Source organism: Streptomyces sp. NPDC002076, assembly GCF_053593835.1.
Genome location: NZ_JBSFDI010000040.1, coordinates 25,955 through 52,087 on the forward strand (window position 1 = coordinate 25,955; position 26,133 = coordinate 52,087).

At 69.3% G+C, this 26,133-nt stretch carries 22 protein-coding genes; 15 read left to right on the top strand and 7 right to left on the bottom strand.

Annotated features, from left to right (window positions below; genetic code table 11):
* Positions 1–158: 158 nt before the first annotated feature.
* The 5 genes from ACWCQS_RS43835 to ACWCQS_RS43855 all read left to right on the top strand — a co-directional run bounded on the left by ACWCQS_RS43835 (position 159) and on the right by ACWCQS_RS43855 (position 6,356).
* Positions 159–452 carry a WXG100 family type VII secretion target gene (locus ACWCQS_RS43835; protein ID WP_450980271.1) on the top strand — a complete coding sequence of 98 codons (294 nt, stop codon included), beginning with the start codon at positions 159–161 and terminating at the stop codon, positions 450–452.
* A gap of 78 nt (positions 453–530) precedes the next feature.
* Positions 531–830: a WXG100 family type VII secretion target gene (locus ACWCQS_RS43840; protein ID WP_388627778.1), complete on the top strand. Its 300-nt coding sequence runs from the start codon at positions 531–533 to the stop codon at positions 828–830.
* Between the two features lie 112 nt (positions 831–942).
* Positions 943–1,929: a serine/threonine protein kinase gene (locus ACWCQS_RS43845; protein ID WP_451009704.1), complete on the top strand. Its 987-nt coding sequence runs from the start codon at positions 943–945 to the stop codon at positions 1,927–1,929.
* Between the two features lie 13 nt (positions 1,930–1,942).
* Complete coding sequence (locus ACWCQS_RS43850) at positions 1,943–4,123, top strand: protein kinase domain-containing protein (protein ID WP_451009705.1); 2,181 nt, start codon at positions 1,943–1,945, stop codon at positions 4,121–4,123.
* A gap of 85 nt (positions 4,124–4,208) precedes the next feature.
* Positions 4,209–6,356, top strand: coding sequence for a serine/threonine-protein kinase (locus ACWCQS_RS43855; protein ID WP_451009706.1), 2,148 nt, complete (start codon positions 4,209–4,211; stop codon positions 6,354–6,356).
* A gap of 29 nt (positions 6,357–6,385) precedes the next feature.
* Here the strand turns inward: ACWCQS_RS43855 and ACWCQS_RS43860 are convergent, their stop codons facing one another.
* From ACWCQS_RS43860 to eccCa, 4 genes are all read right to left on the bottom strand, one after another.
* Positions 6,386–6,754 (bottom strand): hypothetical protein, encoded by a 369-nt coding sequence (locus tag ACWCQS_RS43860; protein ID WP_451009707.1) that lies wholly within the window; start codon positions 6,752–6,754, stop codon positions 6,386–6,388.
* 211 nt (positions 6,755–6,965) lie between these two features.
* Positions 6,966–7,352, bottom strand: coding sequence for a hypothetical protein (locus tag ACWCQS_RS43865; RefSeq protein ID WP_451009708.1), 387 nt, complete (start codon positions 7,350–7,352; stop codon positions 6,966–6,968).
* A gap of 880 nt (positions 7,353–8,232) precedes the next feature.
* On the bottom strand, positions 8,233–8,463 hold the full coding sequence (locus ACWCQS_RS43870) for a hypothetical protein (RefSeq protein WP_451009709.1): 231 nt from the start codon (positions 8,461–8,463) through the stop codon (positions 8,233–8,235).
* A gap of 140 nt (positions 8,464–8,603) precedes the next feature.
* Positions 8,604–12,569 (bottom strand): type VII secretion protein EccCa, encoded by a 3,966-nt coding sequence (eccCa, locus tag ACWCQS_RS43875; RefSeq protein WP_451009710.1) that lies wholly within the window; start codon positions 12,567–12,569, stop codon positions 8,604–8,606.
* Between the two features lie 335 nt (positions 12,570–12,904).
* Here eccCa and eccD point away from each other — a divergent pair, with 335 nt between their 5' ends.
* Positions 12,905–14,413, top strand: a complete 1,509-nt coding sequence (eccD, locus tag ACWCQS_RS43880; protein ID WP_451009719.1) for a type VII secretion integral membrane protein EccD — start codon at positions 12,905–12,907, stop codon at positions 14,411–14,413.
* A gap of 69 nt (positions 14,414–14,482) precedes the next feature.
* On the opposite strand, the gene ACWCQS_RS43885 is transcribed toward eccD, so the two are convergent.
* Complete coding sequence (locus ACWCQS_RS43885; RefSeq protein ID WP_451009711.1) at positions 14,483–14,812, bottom strand: DUF397 domain-containing protein; 330 nt, start codon at positions 14,810–14,812, stop codon at positions 14,483–14,485.
* A gap of 211 nt (positions 14,813–15,023) precedes the next feature.
* Here ACWCQS_RS43885 and ACWCQS_RS43890 point away from each other — a divergent pair, with 211 nt between their 5' ends.
* The 6 genes from ACWCQS_RS43890 to ACWCQS_RS43915 all read left to right on the top strand — a co-directional run bounded on the left by ACWCQS_RS43890 (position 15,024) and on the right by ACWCQS_RS43915 (position 20,908).
* Entirely contained in the window at positions 15,024–15,254 is a 231-nt protein-coding gene (locus ACWCQS_RS43890; RefSeq protein WP_451009712.1) for a hypothetical protein, read from the top strand.
* 182 nt (positions 15,255–15,436) lie between these two features.
* On the top strand, positions 15,437–15,724 hold the full coding sequence (gene rpsO / locus ACWCQS_RS43895; protein WP_031118350.1) for a 30S ribosomal protein S15: 288 nt from the start codon (positions 15,437–15,439) through the stop codon (positions 15,722–15,724).
* Positions 15,725–16,067: 343 nt separating this feature from the next.
* The gene (locus ACWCQS_RS43900; RefSeq protein ID WP_450980261.1) at positions 16,068–18,287 is read left to right on the top strand and encodes a polyribonucleotide nucleotidyltransferase; all 2,220 of its coding nucleotides are present in this window, start codon (positions 16,068–16,070) and stop codon (positions 18,285–18,287) included.
* On the top strand, positions 18,284–19,663 hold the full coding sequence (locus tag ACWCQS_RS43905; protein WP_451009713.1) for a M16 family metallopeptidase: 1,380 nt from the start codon (positions 18,284–18,286) through the stop codon (positions 19,661–19,663). The genes ACWCQS_RS43900 and ACWCQS_RS43905 overlap by 4 nt, the downstream gene beginning before the upstream one ends.
* A gap of 26 nt (positions 19,664–19,689) precedes the next feature.
* Positions 19,690–20,442 (top strand): 4-hydroxy-tetrahydrodipicolinate reductase, encoded by a 753-nt coding sequence (gene dapB / locus ACWCQS_RS43910; RefSeq protein ID WP_451009714.1) that lies wholly within the window; start codon positions 19,690–19,692, stop codon positions 20,440–20,442.
* Between the two features lie 13 nt (positions 20,443–20,455).
* The gene (locus ACWCQS_RS43915) at positions 20,456–20,908 is read left to right on the top strand and encodes a tetratricopeptide repeat protein (RefSeq protein WP_388627758.1); all 453 of its coding nucleotides are present in this window, start codon (positions 20,456–20,458) and stop codon (positions 20,906–20,908) included.
* 130 nt (positions 20,909–21,038) lie between these two features.
* Here the strand turns inward: ACWCQS_RS43915 and ACWCQS_RS43920 are convergent, their stop codons facing one another.
* Both ACWCQS_RS43920 and ACWCQS_RS43925 read right to left on the bottom strand, forming a co-directional pair.
* Positions 21,039–21,599, bottom strand: coding sequence for a hypothetical protein (locus tag ACWCQS_RS43920; RefSeq protein WP_451009715.1), 561 nt, complete (start codon positions 21,597–21,599; stop codon positions 21,039–21,041).
* 88 nt (positions 21,600–21,687) lie between these two features.
* The gene (locus tag ACWCQS_RS43925; protein ID WP_450980257.1) at positions 21,688–21,924 is read right to left on the bottom strand and encodes a hypothetical protein; all 237 of its coding nucleotides are present in this window, start codon (positions 21,922–21,924) and stop codon (positions 21,688–21,690) included.
* A 180-nt stretch (positions 21,925–22,104) separates the two neighbouring features.
* On the opposite strand from ACWCQS_RS43925, the gene thyX reads away from it, so the two are divergent.
* The 3 genes from thyX to ACWCQS_RS43940 all read left to right on the top strand — a co-directional run bounded on the left by thyX (position 22,105) and on the right by ACWCQS_RS43940 (position 25,806).
* Positions 22,105–22,854 carry an FAD-dependent thymidylate synthase gene (gene thyX / locus ACWCQS_RS43930; RefSeq protein WP_451009716.1) on the top strand — a complete coding sequence of 250 codons (750 nt, stop codon included), beginning with the start codon at positions 22,105–22,107 and terminating at the stop codon, positions 22,852–22,854.
* A gap of 211 nt (positions 22,855–23,065) precedes the next feature.
* Complete coding sequence (dapA, locus tag ACWCQS_RS43935; RefSeq protein ID WP_451009717.1) at positions 23,066–23,965, top strand: 4-hydroxy-tetrahydrodipicolinate synthase; 900 nt, start codon at positions 23,066–23,068, stop codon at positions 23,963–23,965.
* Positions 23,966–24,120: 155 nt separating this feature from the next.
* The gene (locus tag ACWCQS_RS43940) at positions 24,121–25,806 is read left to right on the top strand and encodes a ribonuclease J (protein ID WP_451009718.1); all 1,686 of its coding nucleotides are present in this window, start codon (positions 24,121–24,123) and stop codon (positions 25,804–25,806) included.
* The last annotated feature ends 327 nt before the right edge of the window (positions 25,807–26,133 follow it).

Consider the following 26,133-nt stretch of genomic DNA (forward strand, 5'->3'; position numbering starts at 1 on the left):
AACAGGACAGGCACTGCGTGCTCACCGCCGGAAGTGACAAGCAACAACGGTGAGCCGAACCCATCAGATCAACATCGGACACACGAAAGGCAGGGCCGATCATGGCCGGCGGAACGCAGAAGCTCCACGATGATGCAGTAATCCGTCTCGAGAAGCAGATGCTCGAGAAGTACGAGAACATCCAGAAGCGCGTGCACGCGCTTCAGGGCGTCATCGACAGCCTCGAGGGCCAGTGGCAGGGCATCGGCCGTGCCGCGTTCGACAAGAAGCAGTACGAGATCAACCTGTCGCTGCGCAACATCGGCAACATCCTGGGCGACGTCATCGAGGCCATGACCACGACGCGCAACATCAAGGACAGCAAGGAAGACGAGGTGCGCGCGGCCGTCAACAAGATCAGCCTCCAGGACGGCGCTTCCACCGTTCCGACGTCGTCCCTGAGCTCCTACTGAGTCGAGCGAGACGCAGGACATCTGCCGGGCAACCGGCGCACTCATCAGCTACACACCAGCGAGACGAGGTAAACAGGCATGGCCAACAACGCTGAGGGGCTTTCCGTCACTTACGACGGGCTCGACACCGCGGCTACCAGCATCGGTAACCAGGCGAGCCAGCTCGAGCAGGATCTGCAGGACCTGCGCGGCCTGGTGGTGAACAGCCTGCAGTACTGGGAGGGCCAGGCCCAGGGCACCTTCCACGAGAAGCTGCAGCACTGGGACAAGGCGGCGAACGACATCCACCAGGCACTGCAGGGCATCGGTCACGTCGTCCGTCAGTCCGGCGGTACGTACATGGAAGGCGACAAGAAGGCGGCCTCCTACTTCCAGTAGGACACGGCTCGCAGAAGCAACTCCAGGGTGGGCGCGCGCGGGAGGCGCCCACCCTGCTGTTGTGCCGAGCGACGCAGGCCGAGCGGTTGAATCAGAGGAACGAAGAGTGAGCATGCGCGCGTCAGCCACCGGACCGAGTGCCCGAAGCACTCGGCAGATCGGCCCGTACACGGTTGTCACACGGCTCGACTCCGGCCTTCCCGCGCACACACCCGTACCCGAGCACCGCTTCATCGCCCGCAGCGCCGACGGTGACCGCACGGTACTGCTCAGCAGCCCTTTGGCTACGGTCGACCCGCAGCGCTTCATGGCCGAAGCCGATGTCTCCCGCTATCTCCTGGGGTCCTGGGTCCTCCCGGCCGCCGAACTCGCCGCCCCGGGTGAGCCGGCGTGGCATGCGCGTCCGTACTTGCCCGCGCTTCCGCTGCCCGTCGCCCTCGCCGTCCACGGCGGCCCGCTGCCCGAGCGGACGGTCCGGGCGCTCGGCATCGCGCTGGCCGAGAACCTCGCTGTCATCCACGGGCAGAACCTCACCCACGCTGGGCTCTGCCCGGCCGCCGTGCTGATCGCCGCGGACGGGCCCCGGCTCACCTGCTTCGGGGCGGTACGGGCCGCTGCGCCGGACGGTGCCTCGCGGCAGGAGGTGCCCGGGCTCGACCCCGGTTCCCTGTCGCCCGAGCAGGCAGCCGGCGGGCAGCCGCGCCCGCTGGGGGACGTGTACGCCCTCGGGGCGACACTGGCCTACGCCGCCACCGGGTACACGATGCCGGAACGGGAGGAACTTCCGCCCGCCTTGCGCTCGCTGGTCTCGCGGTGCCTGACCCGCGACCCAGCCCATCGCCCACAACTCACCGAGGTCATCGACGAGTTGGCGGGAGGCGCCCCACCGGACACTCCGGCCGGTTTCGCTCCGCCCTCGCGTGCGGACGCCCTCCTCGCCCCCGGCTGGCTGCCCGCGCGGCTCATCGCCGCCGTCGTCCACCAGTCGGCCTCCGTCCTGGCCGCCGAGGTGCAGTTGCCCACGCCGGCACCGGCGCACGTGTCCGGGCCGCCCGGCGCAGCGCCACGCCCGGCCCCCGTCACCCACCCCAGCCACTGACGACAAGAACCCCATGCCGACTCCCCTCAACCATGACGATCCCGTTGCCCTCGGCCCCTTCCGGCTCATCGCCCGGCTCGGCAGCGGAGGCATGGGTACCGTCTATGCGGCACGCTCCGCCGGCGGTCGTACCGTCGCCCTGAAGACCATGCACGCCGCCATCGCCACCGATCCCGCGGCCCGCACCCGTTTCCGGCTGGAGGTGGACGCGGCCCGGGTCATCGGCGAGCAGTTCGGGGCGCGGGTGATGGACGCCGATCCGCTCGCGGAGACGCCCTGGCTGGCCACGGAGTACGTACTCGGACCCCCGCTCGACGAGGCCGTCGAAGCCGGTGGGCCGCTGCCCGAACAGTCTGTACGGGCCCTGGGCGCCGCCCTGTGCTCGGCACTCGGCCAGTTGCACCGGTCGGACGTCGTGCACCGCGACCTCAAGCCGTCCAACATCCTCCTCACGGCCTACGGGCCCAAGGTCATCGACTTCGGCGTTGCGCGGGCGATCGGTGACGACCACCTGACCCGGGCCGGTGCCGCCGTCGGCACACCGGCCTTCATGTCCCCGGAACAGGCCACCGGGCAGGACCACGACGCGGCCGGCGATGTGTTCGCGCTCGCCGGAGTGCTGGTGTACGCGGCCACCGGACGCGGTCCGTTCGGGCACGGGCAGGCCGCGGACCTGCTGTACCGGGTGCGATACGCGGAGGCGGACCTCAGCGGCGTACCGGCCTCCCTCGCTCCGGTGCTGACCCAGTGCCTGGCCAAGGATCCGGCGGCCCGGCCGACCACGGCCCAACTCGTCGCCCAACTCCACGACGGCAGCGGCGAGTTCGCCGATCATCTGCCGCCCGGGCTGCTCGCGGACATCGGGCGCCGGGCCGCCGACGTCTGGCGGCTGACGCCACAGCGGCTGCCGGCGCCGGTCGATGAGGCGGGCCCCACCACGGTCACCTCGCCGTCCAAGCGAGGGCTCTCGCGCCGCGGGTTCCTGGCGGCGGGTGGAGCGCTGGCGGTGACCGCCGCAGCGGGCGGGGGCGTGTGGTGGTACCGCGGGCATGCCACGGCTCCGGCCAAGAAGGCGCCCCGGCAGACACGCAACCTCTCCGCGTTGTGGAACTACGGCGGTAAGGGCGGCATGGAATACGACAACTGGGGGATTGTCGTTCCCTACCACGCCAACGGATCGATCTGGCTTGCGCTGAACGCGGAGTTTCAGCGCATCAACCCGTCGAACGGGACGAATCGCCAAATGGCGATGGACGGGAACTGGTGGCAGGCAACGGCGGCCGACGGTCGGCTGTACATGCTCGATCGGGACTGGGACCACCACGGAAGCGGAACCGCCATGGCGATCTCCACATGGGACGAGGGCCAGGACTACGTGAAGCCGAGCTCCACCCGTCTGGCGGACGCTGATTTCAGCATCCTGCCCAACCAGTTGCTCTGCCTGGCGGACAACGTCGTGTACGTGGCGCTGGGGGCAGGAAAGAAGGCAGAGAACGAGGGAGCGGGATTCCAGCCCTCGCAGACCTGGACCCTGCGCGCGGCCGACCTCAAGACGGGCAGGACTCTCTGGACGAAGCCGTTGCCGAAGCGGTCGAACAAGAGCAAGCGGCTGCACTTCCTCGCCGCCAAGGTGGTCGGCGAGCGCCTGGTGACCTTCCAGGAGGTGGAGGACAAGAAACCGCACATCGTCGTACGGGACATCCGCAGCGGAGCCGTGCTGTGGGACAAGCCCTACGACATCGAGGATGTCGACTCCCTCAGGAGCGAGATCGCCGCGGACGACGATCACATCTACGTCGGTGGTGCGCAACTCCGGGCGCTGCGACTGAGCGACGGGGCCCAGGTGTGGGCGACCAAGAACGGGCAACGGTACAGTCCGCCGGCGCTGGGGAAGGGTGTGCTGTACGCCGTGGGAGAGGGCATCGGACTGACGGCGGTGGACACGGCACACGGCAAGGTCCTGTGGACCGAGGCGACCGCGGAAGTGGACGAGGCGTACACCGGCTGGCAGCCGATCATCGGCACCCGCTGCGCGTACTACAAGAACGGGCTGCAGCTGCGGGCCGTTTCGCTGGCGACTCACGCCATTGCCCTGACGTACAAGACGACTGCTGTGCAGTTCCACGCGGACACCCAGTCGGAACTCGTCCTCGGTATGGACACCGACTACATCTCCGCCTACCCGCTCAACTGACCGCAGGCAGACCGCGGAGCGGGTCACCATCCGGACAGCCGCCCGGAAACCGTCCCGTCCTTCTCGGCAGAAAGACAAACCCACGATGAAACCGCTCGGCACCGGTGACCCGATCCGCCTCGGCCCCTACCGCCTGCTCGGCGTCCTCGGCGAGGGCGGCATGGGCAAGGTCTACGTCGGGCAGGACGGCGCCGGCACCCTGGCCGCCGTCAAGGTGCTGCGTCCCGAACTCGCCCACGACACCGACCTGGCCCAGCGCTTCGTGCGCGAGGCACAGGCCGCACGGGCCGTGCGCAGCAAGGGCGTTGCTGCCGTGCTCGGGGCACACACCGAGGGCGCGCGGCCGTGGATCGCCACCGAGTTCCTCGCGGGACTCACCCTGGACCAGGTGGTCGACACCTACGGCCCGCTTGCCGAGCCCACGCTGCGGGCGCTGGCCACCTCCCTGGCGCTCACCCTCGCCGACATCCACGCGGCGGGCTTCATCCACCGGGATCTCAAGCCTCCGAACATCGTGCTCACCTCGAACGGGCCGCGCGTCATTGACTTCGGCATCGCCCGGCCGGAACACGGGCTCACTCTCACGACCACAGGACAGATCCCGGTCACGCCGGGCTACGGCGCACCCGAGCAGGTACTCGGGCGACGAGTCGCCCCGCCCGCGGACGTGTTCTCGCTCGGCGCCGTGCTCGTGTACGCCGCCACCGGCCGACGAGCCTTCGACGGCGGGCACGTGGCGGCGCTGCAGTACGAGGTGGTGCACGGTGAGCCCCGGCTCGGTGACATGCCACCGCAGTTGCAGGAGCTCATCGCCCCATGCCTCGCGAAGGACCCGGCCGCCCGCCCGCTGCCCGCTCAGATCGCGCAGGCCATGTCGGCGCCGAGGGGGGCGGACCGGGCGTGGCGGCGCGGGAAGGTCGCCGATGCGATCAAGAAGCGGGAAGCCGAAGCTCATCGCCTGACCACGCAGATCACGGCGCACTCGATGGCCGGAGCACCGTCCGTCGGTCGGCGGCGCCTGCTCGTCGGACTCTCCACGGCGGGCGTCGTCGTCGCGGCCGGGGGCGGTACGACGGCCTGGTGGTTCGGTACCCGAGGAGGCACCACGTCCCGGACCATCAAGAAGAGGGACCCCTTCGACATCCCGCCGGCCGTGCGTACCCCCGTGCAGCCGTTGAACGCCGACCCCGACAAGGATCCGAGCAAAACCGGGGAACCGGCCAACATCTGGTCACTGGGCGACGTGGCGGACGTCTACTCGCCCCAGCTGCTGCCTGTACGCGATGTCCTCGTCTTCGGCGCCGCGAGTGGCGGCATCGCCGCGTACGACGTCAGGGACGGTAGGAAGCGCTGGACGGCGCCTGGCATCGTGGCGAAGGCCGGCTATCTGTCCCTGTCGGACCGGCTCGTCGTCGGTGCGGACAGCCAGGGGGTGCTGCGGACCTTCGTCCCGTCCACCGGAGAGCCCAAGTGGACATGCCCCGGCGCCGAAGCCATGACGCTGCTCGCCGCCGACGCGGAGGCGGTGTACGTCCTCACGAAGGAGGGCAGAGTGCGCAGCATCGGCCGCGCGGATGCGAAGGTCCGCTGGACGGCCACCGTCCCCACTGACTTCCGTCAGAAGGTCATCCCGCCCGGCGCCGTCAGCCAGGGCAGGCTCATCATCCCCGCGTCGACGAACGGAAGCGTCCTCGCCGTACGGACGAGCGACGGCCGCACGGTGTGGAGCCGGACGGCTCACCTCAACAGCGATGACTTCGCGGTCCGCCCGGCGGCCGACGGCGACACCGTGTATCTCAACGGCAAAACGCTGGAAGCCCGTCGGCTCAGCGACGGACAGGTCACGTGGGCCGCCAAGCCCGGCGAGGAAGACGGTTTCGGCGCGCCGGCGGTCTCCGCGGACGCGGTTTACGCCACCAGAGGCAGCTACTGCACGCGCCTGGACAAGCGCGACGGCAGTGACATGTGGACGCCCGAGCGCACGGGGTCGTACACCTCACCGATGACCGCGCTGACCAACAGCCGCGTGGTGCTGAGCGGTCACGGCGTCTGGGCGTTGGACAACGGTTACTCCGAGACGGACCCGATGGAGCTCAAGACAGCGAAGGCGACCGACGGCAGCCAGGGATGGGCGTACGACGTCGACCAATTCACCTATGGTCACTTGGCCTCCGCCGCCAACCGCGTCTTCCTCATGCACGACAGCGGGGTCGAGGCCCTGACGACGTTCTGAGCGGCACCCCGCGGCGGTGTTCCCGCCCCTCACCCATCCCCGCTCGCGTGGGTGGACCCGGCGCACTGCCTGGACGAGGACACCGCCTCGGTGAACTTCGTGATGGCCTTCTCCATGGCCGCCGTGCCGACCGTGCCGTGCTCCTCGCGGATCATGGTGAAGATCTCATGGCCTTCCTTCTGCAGCCTGCCGCACGAGGCATGCCCCACTCCCACCGAGTCGGACACGACGTACCGGGCGCTCTCCTTCTTCACACTCCCGGCGGGCAGGTGGTAAGCGGTGTAGGCCACGTCGCTGAGCGTCGTCCCCGGCTCCCATTGTTCGGTGACGCTGGTGACGACGACCTGTCCGTCGAGCATCAGTCGGCAACGGGTCAAGCCGATAGGGCCGCTCTTCACGGATGAGATCCTTTTCCCCGCCGGCAGAAGCGGCTGGAGAGCCGATGCGGACACGGCCGTTCCGCACAGCGACGAGGGAACGGTGTACTCCCGGTTGCCCTCCGAAGATCGCGAAGAGCAGCTCGCCAGTGTCAGGCTGACGGCAAAGAGGCCTGCGACGCGGGCCGAGAGGGAATGAGGACGGACGCGCGACATCGGATTCGTTTCCTCGTCAGGAGATTTCCGGATGGAGGTCGTCGGCCATGCGTCGCCCGTCCGTGGAAGCGTCGTTGAAGCCGTCCTGGGTGCCGTAGCGTGCCCACTCGCTCACCTGGCCCGCATACGGGGAGTGATGCGCTTTGGCCGCCTCGATGGCGGCTTTCTGCGCCAGCGCGATATTGCGCTCGCGGCTGTCCTCCCAGAGCTGGGCGGAGGTGACGCCTTTGTCCTCCAGATTGCTGCCCTCGACACCGTTGAACAGTTCGCCGAGTACGACACCGCTGACAGTGCCGACGACGCCACCGACAGCGGCACCTGCGACAGGGGACGCGATGAAACTCGTCCCCACTCCGACACCGGTGCCGATGACGCCGTTCGCCACGTTCTGCCACTGCGACACGGCGTGGTCGTAGTCCTCGTCCGCTTCTTTCGCGGGACCCAGTACGGCCTCTTGGCGCCCGATGGCCAGGCAGCCTCCTTACTTCCGCCGACCGCCGGGAGATCTCCGTGACTGTGTTCTCCATGCTCTGCCCGTACCGCTGGTCCTCGGGCAGGTCCGGATTCAAGTGGTAGCCCATGAGGGCCTTCTGGCCGACCTCCACCGCTGAGTAGCCCTCGGGGTTCTGCCCGACCGCGATCAGGAATCGGGACACGTCGGCGTGGTCCATCTGTGCCGACGCCCCGGCGACGGGGAAGAGTTTCTCGATCTGCTGCCATTCCTCGGAGTTGGCATCCGGCTTGACGCCGGTCGAGGCACGGTTGATGTCCGGGAGATATTCCGACGCCATCTGGCCGATGCTGTCGGACATGTAACCGTTCTTGGTCAGGCGGTCGGGGTCGTCGCTGACGGAGGCGACGACGCTCGCCATGAGCTTGGCCTGCTGATCGTTGTGTGCCGGGGTGTCCGCCGTCGGCAGTTCGCCTGCCGGGTGCCCGGTCGTGGCTGCTTCGATCGCCATGGCCAGGTTGTTCTGCCCGGGGTGGATGTCGTCGCCCTTGGCGTCGGTCTCCTTGGGCCACTCACGGTCCTCGAAGAGGTACGTGAAGGTGGGGACTGCCTCTTTGTGGTCTCTCCCCTTTGGCAGGTACTCCTCGTTGAAGAAGTCCGTGGCCGCGTCCGGGCTGTTGGACAGTGCCTTCAGGTACCCCGTCAACGGGTCGTCGCCGCTGTCGTCGCCCATGCGGTTGAGCCACGGGTCCACGCCCATGTGCTGCCAGGCCAGGTTGCCATGCCCGCCGTTGCCGGTGAGCTTGCGCTCGGTGGACATGAGAGCGGTGCCCTAGCTCTTGAGGAACTGGTCGTCGTAGTCGCCCGCCCGTATGAGGTTGCTCATGGCCTGGAAGCCCATGGGTCCGGTCTGCCCGCCGATCGGCTGGTTGCCGAGAACGATCATCTTGCTCTTCCACTCGGTCATGGCGGTCGAGTCGCTCTGCGAGGTGCCGGCGAGCGTCAGACTCAGGTTGCGCTGGAGGCCGCCGTACTCGTCGAAGCGTTGGAACAGGCGCAGCATCAACCCCAAGTACCCCCGAAACCTCCACTTCGGTCCCGCAGCTGCCCGAGAACGCCGGATGCCGCGGACCGGCAAGGTCCGCGGCATCCAGGTCGGGCCAACAGCAGCAGCCCGACAACGACTCCGAAAGCAAAGGCCTCCTAGGACTCCACCAACCCCACCTGCACCACAGGCTTCCCCCGCTTCCGAGAAACGAAGATCCCCCGCCCCGCCGGCATCGGCCGCGGCCGTACTCCGCCGAGCAGTTCGCCCTCCGCCGGGTCGCCGGCGAGGACCACGCCCTGGGCGCCGAGTTCCTTGATGCGCTGCATGAAGGACTCGTAGCCGGCGCGGCCGGCGCCCGCTGTCGAGCGCGCGATGATGAAGCGGACGCCGACGTCGCGGGCGAAGGGGAGGAGTTCCGTCAGGCCCGCCAGCGGGTTGCCGCTCGATGTGGACACGAGGTCGTAGTCGTCGATGACGACGTACACCGTGGGGCCCCGCCACCAGCTGCGGTTGCGCAGCTGCTCGGGGGTCACGTCGGCCGTCGGCGTGCGGCGCTGCATCAGGTCGGCCAGCGCGTCCATGTGGTGCTGCATCTGGTTCGACATGGGGATGTACTCGGCCAGGTGCGAGTCCGGGGTCACCCCGAGCAGCGAGCGCCGGTTGTCGACGACGAACAGCTTGCAGCTCTGGCCGTCGTAACGCTCGGTGAGGCGCTTGATCAGCAGCTTCAGCAGGTTCGACTTGCCGGACTCGCTCTCGCCGAACACCAGGAAGAACGGGTCCTGCTCGAAGTCCACGAACACCGGCTCGAGGTTGTCCTCGTCGAGGGCGAAGGAGACACCCCGGTTCGGGAACCGGTCGCCGGGCGGGAGCTGGGCCGCCGGGAACTCGCGGGGCAGCAGGCGCACCTCGGGCGCGCCGGGCTCCTGCCAGTGCCGGGTGACCTCGGCCGCCAGCGCGGTCGTGGCCTCCGCCAGGTCCGTGTCGGAGGAGAGACCGTCGATGCGCGGGACCGCCGCCATGAAGTGCTGCTTCTGCGGGGTCTGGCCGCGGCCCGGCACCCCGGTGGGCACGTTGGCCGCGACCTTGCGGTCGATGTCCGAGTCCATCGGGTCACCGAGCCGCAGCTCCAGGCGGTTCATCAGGTGGTCCTTGAGGTTCGACCGGACCTCCATCGAACGCGACGCGGTGATGATCACGTGGATGCCGTAGCCGAGACCGCGCTGGGCCATGTCCAGGACCAGCGGCTCCAGCGCCTCGTAGTCCGTGCGGAAGTTGCCCCAGCCGTCGATGACGAGGAAGACGTCACCCCAGGGCTGGTCGGTCACCGAGATGTCGCCGCGCGCCCGACGGGAGCGGAACTCCGCGATGGAGGAGATGCCCGCCGAGCGGAAGTACTCCTCGCGCCGGGTCATGACGCCGTACGCCTCGGCCGCCGTACGCCGCACCTTCTCCGGGTCGAGGCGTGAGGCCACGCCGCCCACATGGGGCAGGCCGGACACCGCGGCCATACCGCCACCACCGAAGTCCAGGCCGTAGAACTGCACTTCCCGAGGGGTGTGGGTGAGGGCGAACGACGCGATGATCGAGCGCAGCAGTGTCGACTTGCCGGACTGCGGGCCGCCGATGATCTGCATATGGCCGGCCGCGCCGCCGAAGTCGAGCCACAGCGGGTCGCGCCGCTGCTCGTAGGGCTTGTCGATGAGGCCGACGGGGACGACGAGCCGGCCGGCGCCCTCGTAGCCCGGCTGGGTCATGCCACGGCCGGGCACCGGAGCGAGGCCCGGCAGCAGCGCGTCGAGCGACGGCGGGCTGTCCAGCGGGGGCAGCCATACCTGGTGGGCGGCCGGCCCCTGCGCCTCCAGGCGCCGCACGATCACGTCGAGGACGGTGTCGGCGAGCGCGTCGTCCTGCTGCTCGGTCGCCACCTCCTTGCGCTGCTGCGGGATTGGCGCATACTGCACCGGCACCTCCGCCGCGGTGAACAGGACCGGCCTGCGGTCGACGGGCAGCGGGCCGCCGAACGCCGCGGCCTGCTGAGAGCTCGTGCGGTACACGCCGGAGACGTACGCCGCCTTGAACCGCGTCATTTCGTCGGTGCCGAACTTCAGGAAACCGGAACCCGGCACGTTCGGCAGCTCGTAGGCGTCCGGGACACCGATCGCGGCGCGGGACTCGGCCGCCGAGAACGTGCGCAGGCCGATGCGGTACGACAGATAGGTCTCCAGGCCGCGCAGCCGGCCCTCCTCCAGGCGCTGCGAGGCCAGCAGCAGGTGCACGCCCAGCGAACGGCCGATACGGCCGATCTGCACGAACATCTCGATGAAGTCCGGCTTGGCGGTCAGCAGCTCGCTGAACTCGTCGATCACCAGCACGAGGGACGGGATCGGCTGCAGGGGGGCGCCGGCCGCGCGGGCCTTCTCGTAGTCGTGGATGTTGGCGTAGTTGCCCGCGTCGCGCAGCAGCTCCTGGCGGCGGTTCAGTTCACCGCGGATCGAGTCGCCCATGCGGTCGACGAGGGTCAGGTCGTCGGCCAGGTTGGTGATCACGGCCGCCACGTGCGGCAGTTGGGCCATGCCCGCGAACGTGGCACCACCCTTGAAGTCGGCGAGGACGAAGTTCAGCGTCTCGGAGGAGTGGGTCACGGCGAGGCCGAGAACCAGCGTGCGCAGCAGTTCCGACTTGCCGGAACCGGTGGCGCCGACGCACAGGCCGTGCGGGCCCATGCCCTCCTGCGCGGCCTCCTTGAGGTCGAGCATGACGGGCCGGCCGTCCTCGCCGACACCGATCGGCACCCGCAGCCGCTCCGACTGCGAGCGCGGCCGCCAGGTCCGCTTCGGGTCGACCGAGGCCGCGTCGCCCAGGTTCAGCAGGTCGGTGAACTCCAGGTTCGCGAGCAGCGGTTCGTCGTCGTCCCCGCCCGACGCCACCCGCAGGGGCGCCAGTTGGCGGGCGAGCGCCTCGGCGGCCTCGTACGACAGGACGTCCGGCGTTCCCTCGTAGACCATGCCGTGGGCCGACTCCAGGCGCAGCTCCCTGGGCTGCACGATGACGGACAGGTCGCCGCGGCCGATGGTGAGGTCGCCCGGCACGATCTCCAGGACCGTCACTCCCTGCATGCCCTCGGGGCTGGCCAGCAAGGAGGTCGGGGGCAGGGAGGCGCCGTCGAGCACGACCACCACATGCGGCTGCTCGGGGACCGGGGGGCCGCCGGGGTGGAAGCGCGGGCGGCCCTGGAGTCGGGAGGCGAGCCGGTCCTCCAGCTCCACCGGGTCGGTGGTGATCAGACGGATGCTGCCGGCGCCGTCGGCGAGGCCAGGGGCCTGCACGTGCGGCAGCCACTTGGCCCACTCCCACTCGGGTGCCGACTGGCGCTCGGCGACGACGGCGATGACCAGGTCCTCGGGGGAGTGCAGCGAGGCGAGGGAGGCGGTGACGGCACGGGCGGCGCCGCGCACGGTGCCGGGCTCGCCGCTGATCGTCACGTGGTAGAAGGCGCGCAGCGAGACCGCCATCGGCAGCTCGTCGAGGGTGCTGTGCGTGGCCAGGAAGCGCTGCATGGCTCCCGCGGTGAGCGGCTCCAGCTCGTCCACCGGAGCGGTCTCCGGTGGGATCAGGGGAGTGGCCAGGGACTGCGGACCGAGACCCACGCGCACCTGTCCGAAGTCCTCGTCCCCGGTGCGCCGTTCCCACACCCGGCTGCCCTCGGCGACCAGCGCCCACAGTTGCTCCGGCGAAGGGTGCAGGTAGTACTGCGCGTCGCGCTGGGCCTTGGCGGTGTCCAGGGCGGCGCGCCGGGTCTGCGACAGATAACGCAGGTAGTCACGGCGCATGTCGGCCATCTGCCCCTGGTTGCCGCGCCGGTAGCGGACCAGCATCGAGATGCCCATGGCGACCGTGGAGGCCACCATCAGCAGGCCCATGATCTTCATGAAGGGCTGGGCCTGCGGGTTGAAGAAGAACACCACCGACCCGCCCATGCCGAGCATGGGCAGGAGCTGCATCCAAGCGCTCTCCTGCTGGCCGCGCGGAAGTTCCGGCGGAGCTTGCAGCAGGACCTCGTCCGTGGGCACTTCCTTCGGCAGTGCCCGCGGTGGGCGCTTGACGACGATGTGGCTCACTACGCACCAATTCCCTTGCCGGACCGAGATTTTTCGTCCGCCGCCCCGTGTCAGGCGAACGTCGATCGCGAAGCGCGATCCTACTGACAACCACTGACAACGGCTGGCGGTAGGGTGCCGGTGAGACGCGTGAGCAGTTGCGAATCGTTCCGGGAAAACTCGGGCAATCCGCAACGGTTCGAAGGAGGCGCCTCCCCGCAAACCCCGGATGCGACCGCTCGGTTGACCGGTGGAGCGTGTGGCGCCGCACAACCTACACAGGATTTTTACGGGCGGAAGGTGCGCGGCGGTACCGCGGCCGCCCCACCACCGACGAGGGGGAACAGCAGGTGAGCATGACGGCCTCCGCGCCGGCCGGCGCGACCGGCGGACACGGCACCGGAGCCCCTTCCGGGGCGGGCATGGGATTCGGCTTCTGCCGGGTCACCATCGTGGCGCCCGACAGCCGCATCGACGTGGCGCTGCCCGACGACGTACCGGTCGCCGACCTGTACCCGGAGATACTGCGCCTGTCCCAGCAGAGCCCCGCCGAGGGCGCTCCGGTCGGCTATCACCTCGTACGGCGCGACGGCACCGTCCTCGACGGCGCCCGGTCCTTCACGGCGCAGCGCATCCTCGACGGCGAGCTGCTCACCCTGCGCCCGTTCGCCGAGTCGCTGCCGCCCGCCGTCCTCGACGACGTCTCCGAGGCGGTGGCCTCCGCCGTCACCCGCGACCGCACCCTGTGGAGCGGCGACCTCACCCGCGCCGCCGGTCTCGTCGCGGGCGGCATCCTGCCCGCGCTGCTCGCCTTCGTGGCCTGGAGCGCCCAGATCCACCACGACATGCACAGCCTGCAGGGCATCATCGCGGGCGTCACCGGCATCCTGCTGGTCACCATCGCCTGCGTACGCGCGCGTGTGTACGACGACCGGGGCTCCGCAGTCGCGCTGGGACTCGGCGCCCTGCCGAACATCGGCGTGGCCGGTTCAGGACTGCTGCCGCTCGCCCATCACGAGGGCATCGGACGGCTCCAGTTCCTCCTCGCCTGCACGGCGGTCCTCGTCGCCTCCCTGGTGCTCACCCTGGTCTCGCCCGGCGGTGACGGACCCTTCGTGGCGTTCCTCTTCGCCTCCACCATCGGCCTGGTCACCACCTTCATCGCGACCCTCACCGATCTGAAGCCCATCGAGACGGCCGCCATCTGCGCCCCGCTGTCCGTCGTGGCGCTGGCCTTCCTGCCGGGGCTGTCCATGCGCTTCGCGCGGCTGCCCATCGGCTTCGAACCGCCCAACCCCTCCCGCGGCGGCTACGACACCGGCGAGCCCGCCCCGCAGGAGCCCGTGGACGCCGAGCGGGTGGCCGCCCAGGCCCGGCGCGGCCATGAACTCCTCGTCGGCCTCGTCGGAGGATGTGCCCTGGTGGCCGTGGGCGCGTCGATCGTCCTCGGCTTCTCCAGCAACGTCTGGGCCCAGCTCCTGGCCCTCGCGACCGGCGTGGCGATGCTGATGCGGGCCCACCTCTTCCGCTACACCGCACAGGTCGGTGCCACCCTGGCGGCCGGCCTCGCCGCCCTCGTCTTCCTCGGCCTCGGACTCGCCCTGAACCCGCCCCGGGGCTACCTGATCGACGCCTTCCAGGGCGACACCTCGGCGCTCGACATCCGCAGCATCTGGCTCGCCGCGGCGGTCGGCGCGGCCGCCGCCCTGGTCACCGCGATCGGTCTGATCACTCCGCGCCGCGGTGTCACCCCCTTCTGGGGCCGCTTCCTGGAGATCGCCGAGAGCTTCGTCCTGCTCACGCTGATCCCGCTGGCGCTGGCCGTGTTCGACGTGTACGCGCGTGCACGGGCGATGACCAGCTGAGGACCGACGCCGGGGAAAGCCACGGAAAAAGGGCGGCACGCATGCGTGCCGCCCTTTCTCGTCTTCCGCTCACTGCGCCGAAAGCCCCCCGTTGCGCTCCGACGGCTCCAGATCGAACTCCCCGTCCCGCGCCCCCAGCACGAACGCACGCCACTCCGCCTCGGTGTAGCGCAGCACGGTGTCGTGGTCGAGGGAGGAGCGCATCGCCACCGCCCCGCCGGGCAGGTACGCGATCTCGACCCGCTCCTCGTGCTCCTCCGTGCCGGGCGCGCACTGCCACTCCACGCCGGAGATGTCGAGCGCGTACAGCTCGTCCCGTTCCCGCTCCTTGCGCGCTTTGACGTCTTCCTGCGATTCCGGCGCCGGTGTCCCGGCGCTCGTGCCCTGTGTCTCGGCCATGGTGAAGCGGCCCCCTTCGGCATACGGACAGCGTTGCGCCGTCACCCTACTGGGAGACCACGCACGCGTACCGTGAAACCGGCTGGTCAACGCCTGGAGGAGGGACGGCCGATCTCACCGGGCGGCCGCTTGTGCCCGGAGAGCGGAGATTTCGTCACAGGCACGCAACGCGCGTGCCCATGGCATGCCATGGGCACGTAAATTCCCGGGCATGAGCATGCCTGGCACCGCCCCGTGGTCCCTCCCGTCGACCGATGCCCTCGCCCTGGGGCGCGGCCGGGGCGGCGGTCACCGCAGCATCTATCACGGCAGCTACTCCAGCGGCCACCGCCACTACGGGAGCCACGGATCCGGTGGCGGCGGCTTCGTGTGGATCACGGTCATCGTCCTGGTCCTCGTGATCGTGGCCGTCCTCATCTGGAACGCCCGGCGCGACGGGTGACACGGACGGCCGAACCGTACTGGTACCCTGAGTGACGGCCGTTTGTGTACGCACCTCCGGAGCCCACTGAAAGGGCTCTGGTGGCCGCGCCCAGCGGATCCCCGCCTCCCGAGTAACGGAAGCTCCCCCGAGACGTAGACCGGGGGCACTCGGTGGCATTCAACAGACTATGAGGAGTACGCGTGTCGCTCGACGCCGCTACGAAGAAGCAGATCATGGCCGAGTTCGGTACCAAGGAGGGTGACACCGGCTCCCCCGAGGTCCAGGTCGCTCTGCTCTCCCGTCGGATCTCCGACCTGACGGAGCACCTCAAGACCCACAAGCACGACCACCACTCCCGTCGTGGCCTGCTGATCCTCGTCGGTCAGCGCCGCCGCCTTCTCCAGTACCTGGCGAAGAAGGACATCCAGCGCTTCCGTACGCTGGTCGACCGCCTCGGCATCCGCCGTGGTGCGGCGGGCGCCAAGTAAGACGCCGTGAAGGGAGCGGTTCCCGGAAGGACCCGGGGGCCGCTCCCTTCGTCGTACGTGCGGAAACCTTCCTCGCACGTGCGGAAACGTGCGGAGTGTCACTCACGCTTTGTAGTGTGGTAGCACAACGCAATACGTACGACACAGAACGACGTACGACACAGAACGAGGAGAAGCGCACCTAGCCGCCGCCGGTCCTCGGTAGTGGCCCCCGGGGGGAAGCGAGCCCCGGGTGCTTCGATCGAAGACCGGCCCGCACCGCACGGCGCGCTTCTCCACCGCCGTCCCCCTGCCACACGGGCAGCCAAGGGACGAAAGACGATATGTAACGGAGAAAACGCTAGTGGAGAACGAGACCCACTACGCCGAGGCCGTCATCGACAATGGCGCCTTCGGCACCCGTACGATCCGCTTCGAGACGGGCCGCCTGGCCAAGCAGGCCGCCGGTTCCGCCGTGGCGTACCTGGACGACGACACCATGGTGCTGTCGGCCACCACCGCCTCCAAGAACCCCAAGGACCAGCTCGACTTCTTCCCGCTGACGGTCGACGTCGAGGAGCGGATGTACGCGGCCGGGAAGATCCCCGGTTCCTTCTTCCGCCGTGAGGGCCGCCCCTCTGAGGACGCCATCCTCACCTGCCGCCTCATCGACCGCCCGCTGCGCCCGTCCTTCAAGAAGGGCCTGCGCAACGAGATCCAGGTCGTCTGCACGGTCATGGCGCTCAACCCCGACCACCTGTACGACGTCGTCGCGATCAACGCCGCGTCCGCGTCCACGCAGCTGGCCGGTCTGCCCTTCTCCGGCCCGATCGGCGGCGTCCGCGTCGCGCTGATCCGCGGTCAGTGGGTCGCCTTCCCGACGCACACCGAGCTCGAGGACGCCGTCTTCGACATGGTGGTCGCCGGTCGCGTCCTGGAGGACGGCGACGTCGCGATCATGATGGTCGAGGCCGAGGCCACCGAGAAGACCATCAAGCTGGTCGAGGGTGGCTCCGAGGCGCCGACCGAGGAGGTCGTCGCCGCCGGTCTGGAGGCCGCCAAGCCCTTCATCAAGGTCCTGTGCCGCGCCCAGTCCGACCTCGCCGCCAAGGCCGCCAAGCCGGTCGGCGAGTTCCCGATCTTCCTGGACTACCAGGACGACGTCCTGGAGGCCCTGACCGCCGCGGTCAAGCCCGAGCTCGCCCAGGCGCTCACCATCGCCGGCAAGCAGGAGCGCGAGGCCGAGCTGGACCGCGTCAAGGGTCTCGCCGCCGAGAAGCTCCTGCCGGAGTTCGAGGGCCGCGAGAAGGAGATCTCCGCCGCGTACCGCTCGCTCACCAAGCAGCTGGTCCGCGAGCGTGTGATCAAGGAGAAGAAGCGCATCGACGGCCGCGGCGTGACGGACATCCGTACGCTCGCCGCCGAGGTCGAGGCGATTCCGCGGGTGCACGGTTCCGCGCTGTTCGAGCGTGGCGAGACCCAGATCCTGGGCGTCACCACCCTCAACATGCTCCGCATGGAGCAGCAGCTGGACACCCTCTCCCCGGTGACCCGCAAGCGCTACATGCACAACTACAACTTCCCGCCGTACTCCACCGGTGAGACCGGCCGCGTCGGCTCCCCGAAGCGCCGCGAGATCGGCCACGGCGCCCTCGCCGAGCGCGCGCTCGTGCCGGTGCTGCCGACGCGCGAGGAGTTCCCGTACGCGATCCGCCAGGTGTCCGAGGCCCTCGGCTCCAACGGATCGACGTCCATGGGTTCGGTCTGCGCCTCCACCATGTCGCTGCTGAACGCCGGTGTGCCGCTGAAGGCCCCGGTCGCCGGTATCGCCATGGGTCTGATCTCCCAGGAGATCGACGGCGAGACGCACTACGTCACCCTCACCGACATCCTCGGTGCCGAGGACGCCTTCGGCGACATGGACTTCAAGGTCGCCGGCACCAAGGAGTTCGTGACCGCCCTCCAGCTCGACACCAAGCTGGACGGCATCCCCGCCTCCGTCCTGGCCGCGGCCCTCAAGCAGGCCCGCGACGCCCGCCTGCACATCCTCGACGTGATGATGGAGGCCATCGACCGGCCCGACGAGATGAGCCCGCACGCCCCGCGGATCATCACCGTCAAGATCCCGGTCGACAAGATCGGCGAGGTCATCGGCCCCAAGGGCAAGATGATCAACCAGATCCAGGAGGACACGGGCGCCGAGATCACCATCGAGGACGACGGCACGATCTACATCGGTGCCGCCGACGGCCCCTCCGCCGAGGCCGCCCGCGCCACGATCAACGGCATCGCCAACCCGACGATGCCCGAGGTCGGCGAGCGCTACCTCGGTACGGTCGTCAAGACGACCACCTTCGGTGCGTTCGTCTCCCTGCTGCCCGGCAAGGACGGTCTGCTGCACATCTCGCAGATCCGCAAGCTGGCCGGCGGCAAGCGCGTGGAGAACGTCGAGGACGTCCTCGGCGTGGGCCAGAAGGTCCAGGTCGAGATCGCCGAGATCGACTCCCGCGGCAAGCTCTCCCTTGTTCCGGTGATCGAGGGCGAGGAAGGCAACGACGAGAACAAGGACGACGCCGAGCAGTGACGTCCCGTAGCCCCAAGGTGACGGCCCGCCCCTCTTCGGAGGCGCGGGCCGTCGCCCGTACCCAAACCCTCATCAAGGGCACAGGCGGCATCGGCACGGTCCGCAAGACCACCCTCCCGGGGGGCCTGCGCATCGTCACCGAGACCCTGCCCTCGGTCCGCTCCGCGACCTTCGGCATCTGGGCGCACGTCGGCTCCCGCGACGAGACCCCGGCTCTGAACGGCGCCACGCACTACCTGGAGCACCTGCTCTTCAAGGGCACGCAGAAGCGCAGCGCGCTGGACATCTCCTCCGCCATCGACGCCGTCGGCGGCGAGATGAACGCGTTCACGGCCAAGGAGTACACGTGCTATTACGCGCGCGTGCTCGACACCGACCTGCCGCTGGCCATCGACGTCGTCTGCGACATGCTGACCGGCTCGCTGATCCTGGAGGAGGACGTCGACGTCGAGCGCGGCGCGATCCTCGAAGAGATCGCCATGACCGAGGACGACCCGGGCGACTGTGTGCACGACCTGTTCGCGCACACCATGTTCGGCAACAACGCCCTCGGCCGCCCGGTCCTCGGCACGGTCGACACGGTCAACGCCCTCACCGCCGACCGCATCCGCCGCTTCTACCGGAAGCACTACGACCCCACCCACCTGGTGGTCGCCTGCGCCGGCAACATCGACCACAACAAGGTCGTACGACAGGTCCGCGCGGCCTTCGAGAAGGCGGGCGCGTTCAACGGCCTCGAAGCCCAGCCCATCGGCCCGCGCGACGGCAGCCGTACGATCCGCACCTCCGGCAAGGTCGAGCTGCTCGGCCGCAAGACCGAGCAGGCGCACGTCGTCCTCGGCATGCCGGGCCTCGCCCGCACCGACGACCGCCGCTGGGCCATGGGCGTGCTCAACACCGCCCTCGGCGGCGGCATGTCCTCCCGTCTCTTCCAGGAGGTCCGGGAGAAGCGCGGCCTCGCCTACAGCGTGTACTCGTACACCTCCGGCTTCGCCGACTGCGGCCTGTTCGGGGTGTACGCCGGCTGCCGGCCGAGCCAGGTGCACGACGTGCTGAAGATCTGCCGCGACGAACTCGACCACGTCGCCGTCAACGGCCTCACCGACGACGAGATCGCCCGCGCCATCGGCCAGCTCCAGGGCTCCACCGTCCTCGGCCTGGAGGACACCGGGGCGCTGATGAACCGCATCGGCAAGAGCGAGCTGTGCTGGGGCGAGCAGATGTCCGTCGACGACATGCTGGACCGGATAGCCGCGGTCACCCCGGACGAGGTCCGCTCGGTCGCCCGCGACATCCTGGGACAGCGCCCGTCGCTGTCGGTCATCGGCCCGCTGAAGGACAAGCAGGCCGCGCGGCTGCACGACGCCGTCGCCTAACCACTCCTGACAAGGAAGCACAAGAGATGAGCAAGCTGCGCGTGGCGGTCCTCGGTGCCAGGGGCCGGATCGGGTCCGAGGCGGTCAAGGCGGTCGAGGCCGCCGAGGACATGGAGCTGGTCGCCGCCCTCGGCCGGGGCGACAAGCTCCAGACACTGGCGGAGACCGGCGCCCAGGTCGCCGTCGAGCTGACCACTCCCGACTCCGTCATGGAAAACCTCGACTTCTGCGTGCACCACGGCATCCACGCGGTCGTCGGTACGACGGGCTGGACCGAGGAGCGCCTCGCGCAGCTGAAGGGCTGGCTGGCCGAGTCTCCCGAGACCGGTGTGCTCATCGCGCCCAACTTCTCCATCGGGGCCGTGCTGACGATGAAGTTCGCGCAGATCGCCGCGCCGTGGTTCGAGTCGGTCGAGGTCGTCGAGCTGCACCACCCGAAGAAGGTGGACGCGCCGAGCGGTACGGCCACGCGCACGGCTCAGCTCATCGCCGAGGCCCGCAGGGCCGCCGGTACGGCCCCGGCGCCGGACGCCACGGTGACGGCCCTGGACGGCGCGCGGGGCGCCAGCGTCGACGGGATCCCGGTCCACGCCGTCCGCCTGCGCGGCCTGCTGGCCCACCAGGAGGTGCTGCTCGGCGGCGAGGGGGAGACCCTGACCATCCGCCACGACTCCCTGCACCACAGCAGCTTCATGCCGGGCATCCTGCTCGGCGCCCGCCGCGTGGTGACCGCTCCGGGCCTGACCTTCGGCCTGGAACACTTCCTGGACCTGAGCTGAGACAGACTCCCCGATGCGCGCGAAGATCACCTACCTCGTCACGGCCGCCGTCCTGGTCTTCTACTTCGTCCTGGTCGGCAGCCGCGGCGTGCTGCTCATCCAGTCCGGCACGGTCCTGACCGTCACCTTCGGGGTGGCAGTACTGATCCTGCCGGTCATCGGCCTGTGGTTCCTGTGGAAGAACACCCAGTTCGTCCGCAGGGCCAACGCCCTAGCCGCCGAACTCGACGCCGAGGGCGGCCTGCCGGTCGACGAGCTGAAGCGCCTGCCCAGCGGCCGGATCGACCGCGACTCGGCCGATGAGGTCTTCGCGAAGCGCAAGGCCGAGACCGAGGCGTCCCCCGACGACTGGCGCTGCTGGTTCCGCCTCGCCGTCGCCTACCACGACGCCCGCGACACCCCGCGCGCCCGCAAGGCGATGCAGCGGGCCATCGCCCTGCACGACGGCAGGCCGGTCGAGGCCTGACGCCGGCCGGCGGCCGTACCCGCCTGGCTACGGGCAGTCGCGTGCCGCTGGGGGCGGCACGGCGGCACCTCCCAGCGCGCGGCACCCCGCCCCGACCCCCGGCCCGCACCAGCACAGGGCCGCAGTCCGGTCAGCGTCGCCTGCCGCCGTACTCCGCCGCCCAAGCCTCCACCGTGTCCGCCGCGCGATCGAACGCGGCCGGGCGGCCCAGGAAGTCCAGTGTGTGCGTCGTCAGCAACTCAGACGTGTCCTCGGCCGCCCGCTCCCTGCGTACGAGCGTCAGCGCCTGCCCCTGCACCGTCCGCGGCAGCCCCAGCCAACGCACCGGCTGCTGCACCGTCCGCACCGAGAGCACCCGCGCCCACGGCGCCGTACGCGTCACCAGGAAGCCGACGTGGCGCAGCCCGCGCCCGCTCACCCACACGCCCATGCGCAGCAGCCGCAGCGAGCCCGCGATGACGAGGAGTGCCCCGACGAAAATCGCCCCGGCCGAGGACACCGAGCCGGTCAGGGCGATGGCCACCGCGGCGAACAGCACGAAGGAGGCGAGCAGCAGCGCCAGCGCCGCCACAGCCACCCGCCAGGGACCGGGACGGTAGGGGCGCCGCCAGCGCTCCCGGTCGTCGTACGGCAGCGCGCTCTCGGAAGCGGCCTCGAAGGTGCGGTCGGCCGTCAGAAAGGACAGGGGCACGGCTGTTCCTCACTCGGTGCATGCGTGGCTGTGCCGGTGAGGCTATCCGCCGCTGTGCCCGCTCACCACCCTTGGGTGGCCGGAAGAGTCAGTGCCCCTGGGAGGCCTGGGACTGCTGCGTCGGCGTACTCGACGGGGTGGACATCGCCGGCATGCCGAGGATCAGGGCTCCCACCAGCCCGGCGACGAGGGTGAGTCCCAGCAGCCAGCGCCCGGCTATCTCCCCGAGGGAAGCGCGCGGACGGGGCGGGGGAGTGACATTGCTGCGGAACCTGTCCGCCTCGGCCAGGAAGGCGAAGGGTACGGGCTCGCGCCGACGGAACATCGGGGGAACGTCTCCTTTCGGGGTCGAACGTGTAGGCCTCACCGATACAGACGCTCGAGTGACACAAAAGGTGCCCATGTCGGAAAAAATCCATGGTGCGATTTTTGAGGCCAGGTACCGTCGAGGTACTGCCGTGGCCCGGGCGGGTGCCCCGTAAGGTGGGCGCGAACCACAGCTGTGATGGGAAGGACCCCAACCCCCGTGACCACCCCCGAGTCGCTCACGTTCCGCAGTGACGTCACCGTCGAGCTGGTGAAGTCCAGTGCTTCGGACGCCGACGTCCTCTTCGCCGCGCGGGTCTCCACCGCCGGCGAGCAGTCCCTGGACGAGCTGAAGAAGGACCCCGAGCGCTCCAAGGGCCTGATCAACTACCTGATGCGCGACCGGCACGGCAGCCCGTTCGAGCACAACTCGATGACGTTCTTCATCAGCGCCCCGATCTTCGTCTTCCGCGAGTTCATGCGGCACCGGGTCGGCTGGTCCTACAACGAGGAGTCCGGCCGCTACCGGGAGCTCCAGCCCGTCTTCTACGTCCCCGGCGCCGAGCGCAAGCTCGTGCAGGAGGGCCGCCCCGGCAAGTACGTCTTCGTCGAGGGCACCCCGGCCCAGCACGAGGCGGTCACCGGCACCCTGCGGGAGTCGTACGAGCAGGCGTACGCGGCGTACCAGAAGATGCTCGCCGAAGGCGTCGCCCGAGAGGTCGCCCGCGCGGCCCTCCCCGTCGGCCTCTACTCCTCGATGTACGCCACCTGCAACGCCCGCTCCCTGATGCACTTCCTCGGCCTGCGCACCCAGCACGAGCTGGCCAAGGTGCCGTCCTTCCCGCAGCGGGAGATCGAGATGGTCGGCGAGAAGATGGAGGCGGAGTGGGCGAAGCTCATGCCGCTGACGTACGCAGCCTTCAATGCCAACGGACGGGTGGCCCCGTAGCGAAGCCCCGTTCCCCCGCGCGGAACGGATGTACGGATCAGCCTCGCGAAGTGTCCGTATTGCGGCATTTAGAGAAGTTCATCTAGCCTGATCAAACGGACCCGGCACTGCTTGAACCCCCGAGCAGGCAGTGCCGGGCTCCGCATTTGTCCTGACTTTCCCGACCCCCCGAGGGCAGACCCCGCAGGGAGCACCGAGTAGCGTGTTACCCATGGCTCCGACCTCGACTCCGCAGACCCCCTTCGGGCGGGTCCTCACCGCCATGGTCACGCCCTTCACGGCGGACGGCGCACTCGACCTCGACGGCGCGCAGCGGCTCGCCGCCCACCTGGTGGACGCAGGCAACGACGGCCTGATCATCAACGGCACCACCGGCGAGTCCCCCACCACCAGCGATGCGGAGAAATCGGACCTCGTACGAGCCGTCCTGGAGGCCGTCGGAGACCGCGCCCACGTCGTCGCCGGCGTCGGCACCAACGACACCCACCACAGCATCGAGCTGGCCCGCCAGGCCGAGCGCGACGGCGCGCACGGCCTGCTGGTCGTCACGCCGTACTACAACAAGCCCCCGCAGGAGGGCCTGTACCGGCACTTCACGGCCGTCGCCGACGCCACCGGCCTGCCGGTCATGCTCTACGACATCCCCGGCCGCAGCGGCGTCCCGATCAACACCGAGACCCTCGTCCGGCTCGCCGAGCACCCCCGGATCGTCGCCAACAAGGACGCCAAGGGCGACCTCGGCCGTGCCAGCTGGGCCATCGCCCAGTCCGGCCTCGCCTGGTACTCCGGCGACGACATGCTCAACCTGCCCCTGCTCTCCGTGGGCGCGGTCGGCTTCGTCTCGGTCGTCGGCCATGTCGTCACCCCCGACCTGCGCGCCCTCGTCGACGCGTACGTCTCCGGCGACGTCGTCAAGGCCACCGAGATCCACCAGAAGCTGCTCCCGGTCTACACCGGCATGTTCCGCACCCAGGGCGTCATGACCACCAAGGCCGCGCTCGCCCTCCAGGGACTGCCCGCGGGCCCGCTGCGCTCACCCATGGTGGAGTGCTCGCCCGAGGAGATCGCCCAGCTCAAGATCGATCTTGCTGCCGGCGGGGTACAGCTCTGACAACAGACTTGGCACCACCCAGGCTTCACAACTGAAGATCAACAGAAGAGACGGGCCACCGGTGCCCGCACCCCACAACGACAACTGCTTCTGCACGAACGTCTCACGCGCCACGTGCCCGACCGGTACGTGGCGCGTGTGGTGAGGAGAGTCTTTTGAGTCATCCGCATCCTGAACTCGGCCCGCCCCCGCCCCTCCCCGAGGGCGGTCTTCGGGTCACCCCGCTCGGCGGTCTCGGCGAGATCGGCCGAAACATGACGGTCTTCGAGTACGGCGGCCGCCTGTTGATCGTCGACTGCGGAGTGCTCTTCCCCGAGGAGGAGCAGCCCGGAATCGACCTGATCCTGCCGGACTTCTCGTCCGTCCGGGACCGTCTCGACGACATCGAGGGCATCGTCCTCACACACGGCCACGAGGACCATATCGGCGGTGTCCCGTTCCTGCTCCGCGAGAAGCCGGACATCCCGCTGATCGGCTCCAAGCTGACCCTCGCCCTGATCGAGGCCAAGCTCCAGGAACACCGGATCCGCCCGTACACCCTTGAGGTGGCCGAGGGGAACCGTGAACGCATCGGCCCCTTCGACTGCGAGTTCGTCGCCGTCAACCACTCCATCCCGGACGCGCTGGCCGTCGCCATTCGCACCCCCGCCGGCATGGCGGTGCACACCGGCGACTTCAAGATGGACCAGCTCCCGCTGGACAACCGCCTCACCGACCTGCACGCCTTTGCCCGGCTGAGCGAGGAGGGCATCGACCTCCTGCTCACCGACTCCACGAACGCCGAGGTCCCGGGCTTCACTCCGCACGAGCGCGACATCTCCAACGTGCTGCGCCAGGTCTTCGCCGGCGCCAGTAAGCGGATCATCGTGGCGAGCTTCGCCAGCCACGTCCACCGCATCCAGCAGATCCTGGACGCCGCCCACGAGTACGGCCGCCGGGTCGCCTTCGTCGGCCGCTCCATGGTCCGCAACATGGGCATCGCCCGTGACCTCGGCTATCTGAAGGTCCCGCCGGGCCTGGTGGTCGACGTCAAGACACTGGACGACCTGCCCGACCACGAGGTGGTCCTGGTCTGCACGGGCTCCCAGGGCGAGCCGATGGCGGCGCTGTCGAGGATGGCGAACAGGGATCACCAGATCCGGATCGTCGAGGGCGACACGGTCATCCTGGCGTCCTCGCTCATCCCCGGGAACGAGAACGCGGTCTACCGCGTGATCAACGGCCTGACCCGCTGGGGCGCCAACGTCGTCCACAAGGGCAACGCCAAGGTGCATGTTTCCGGCCACGCCTCCGCGGGCGAGCTGCTGTACTTCTACAACATCTGCCGCCCGAAGAACCTCATGCCGGTCCACGGCGAGTGGCGCCACCTGCGCGCCAACGCCGAGCTCGGAGCACTCACCGGCGTCCCGCACGACCGGATCGTCATCGCCGAGGACGGCGTCGTCGTCGACCTGGTCCAGGGCAAGGCCAAGATCTCCGGCAAGGTCCAGGCGGGCTACGTCTACGTCGACGGCCTCTCCGTCGGCGATGTCGGCGAGCCGGCCCTGAAGGACCGCAAGATCCTCGGCGACGAGGGCATCATCTCGGTCTTCGTGGTGGTGGACTCGTCCACCGGCAAGATCACCGGTGGCCCGCACGTCCAGGCGCGCGGCTCCGGCATCGAGGACTCGGCCTTCGCCGACGTCATCCCGAAGATCACGGAAGTGCTGGAGCGCTCCGCCCAGGACGGTGTCGTGGAGCCGCACCAGCTCCAGCAACTCATTCGGCGCACTCTCGGCAAGTGGGTCTCGGACACGTATCGCCGCAGGCCGATGATCCTGCCTGTGGTCGTGGAGGTCTGACGGTCCGTCGGAGCATCACCCGAGCGGGGCGCCTCGATTTGCATCGAGGCGCCCCGCTCCAGTACGTTTACGGCTCCGCCCAACCGGGAACCCCAGCACTTCACGCGCTGGACACGGGTGCCCGGAGGGGGCGGGAAACCCGACTCAGAACTTCTGATAAAGTCGGAACCGCCGGAAAGGAAACCGCGAGAAAAAGCGGGAACCTGGAAAGCGCCGAGGAAATCGGATCGAGAAAGGTCTGATAGAGTCGGAAACACCGAAGGGAAGCGCCCGGAGGAAAGCCCGAGAGGGTGAGTACAAAGGAAGCGACCGTTCCTTGAGAACTCA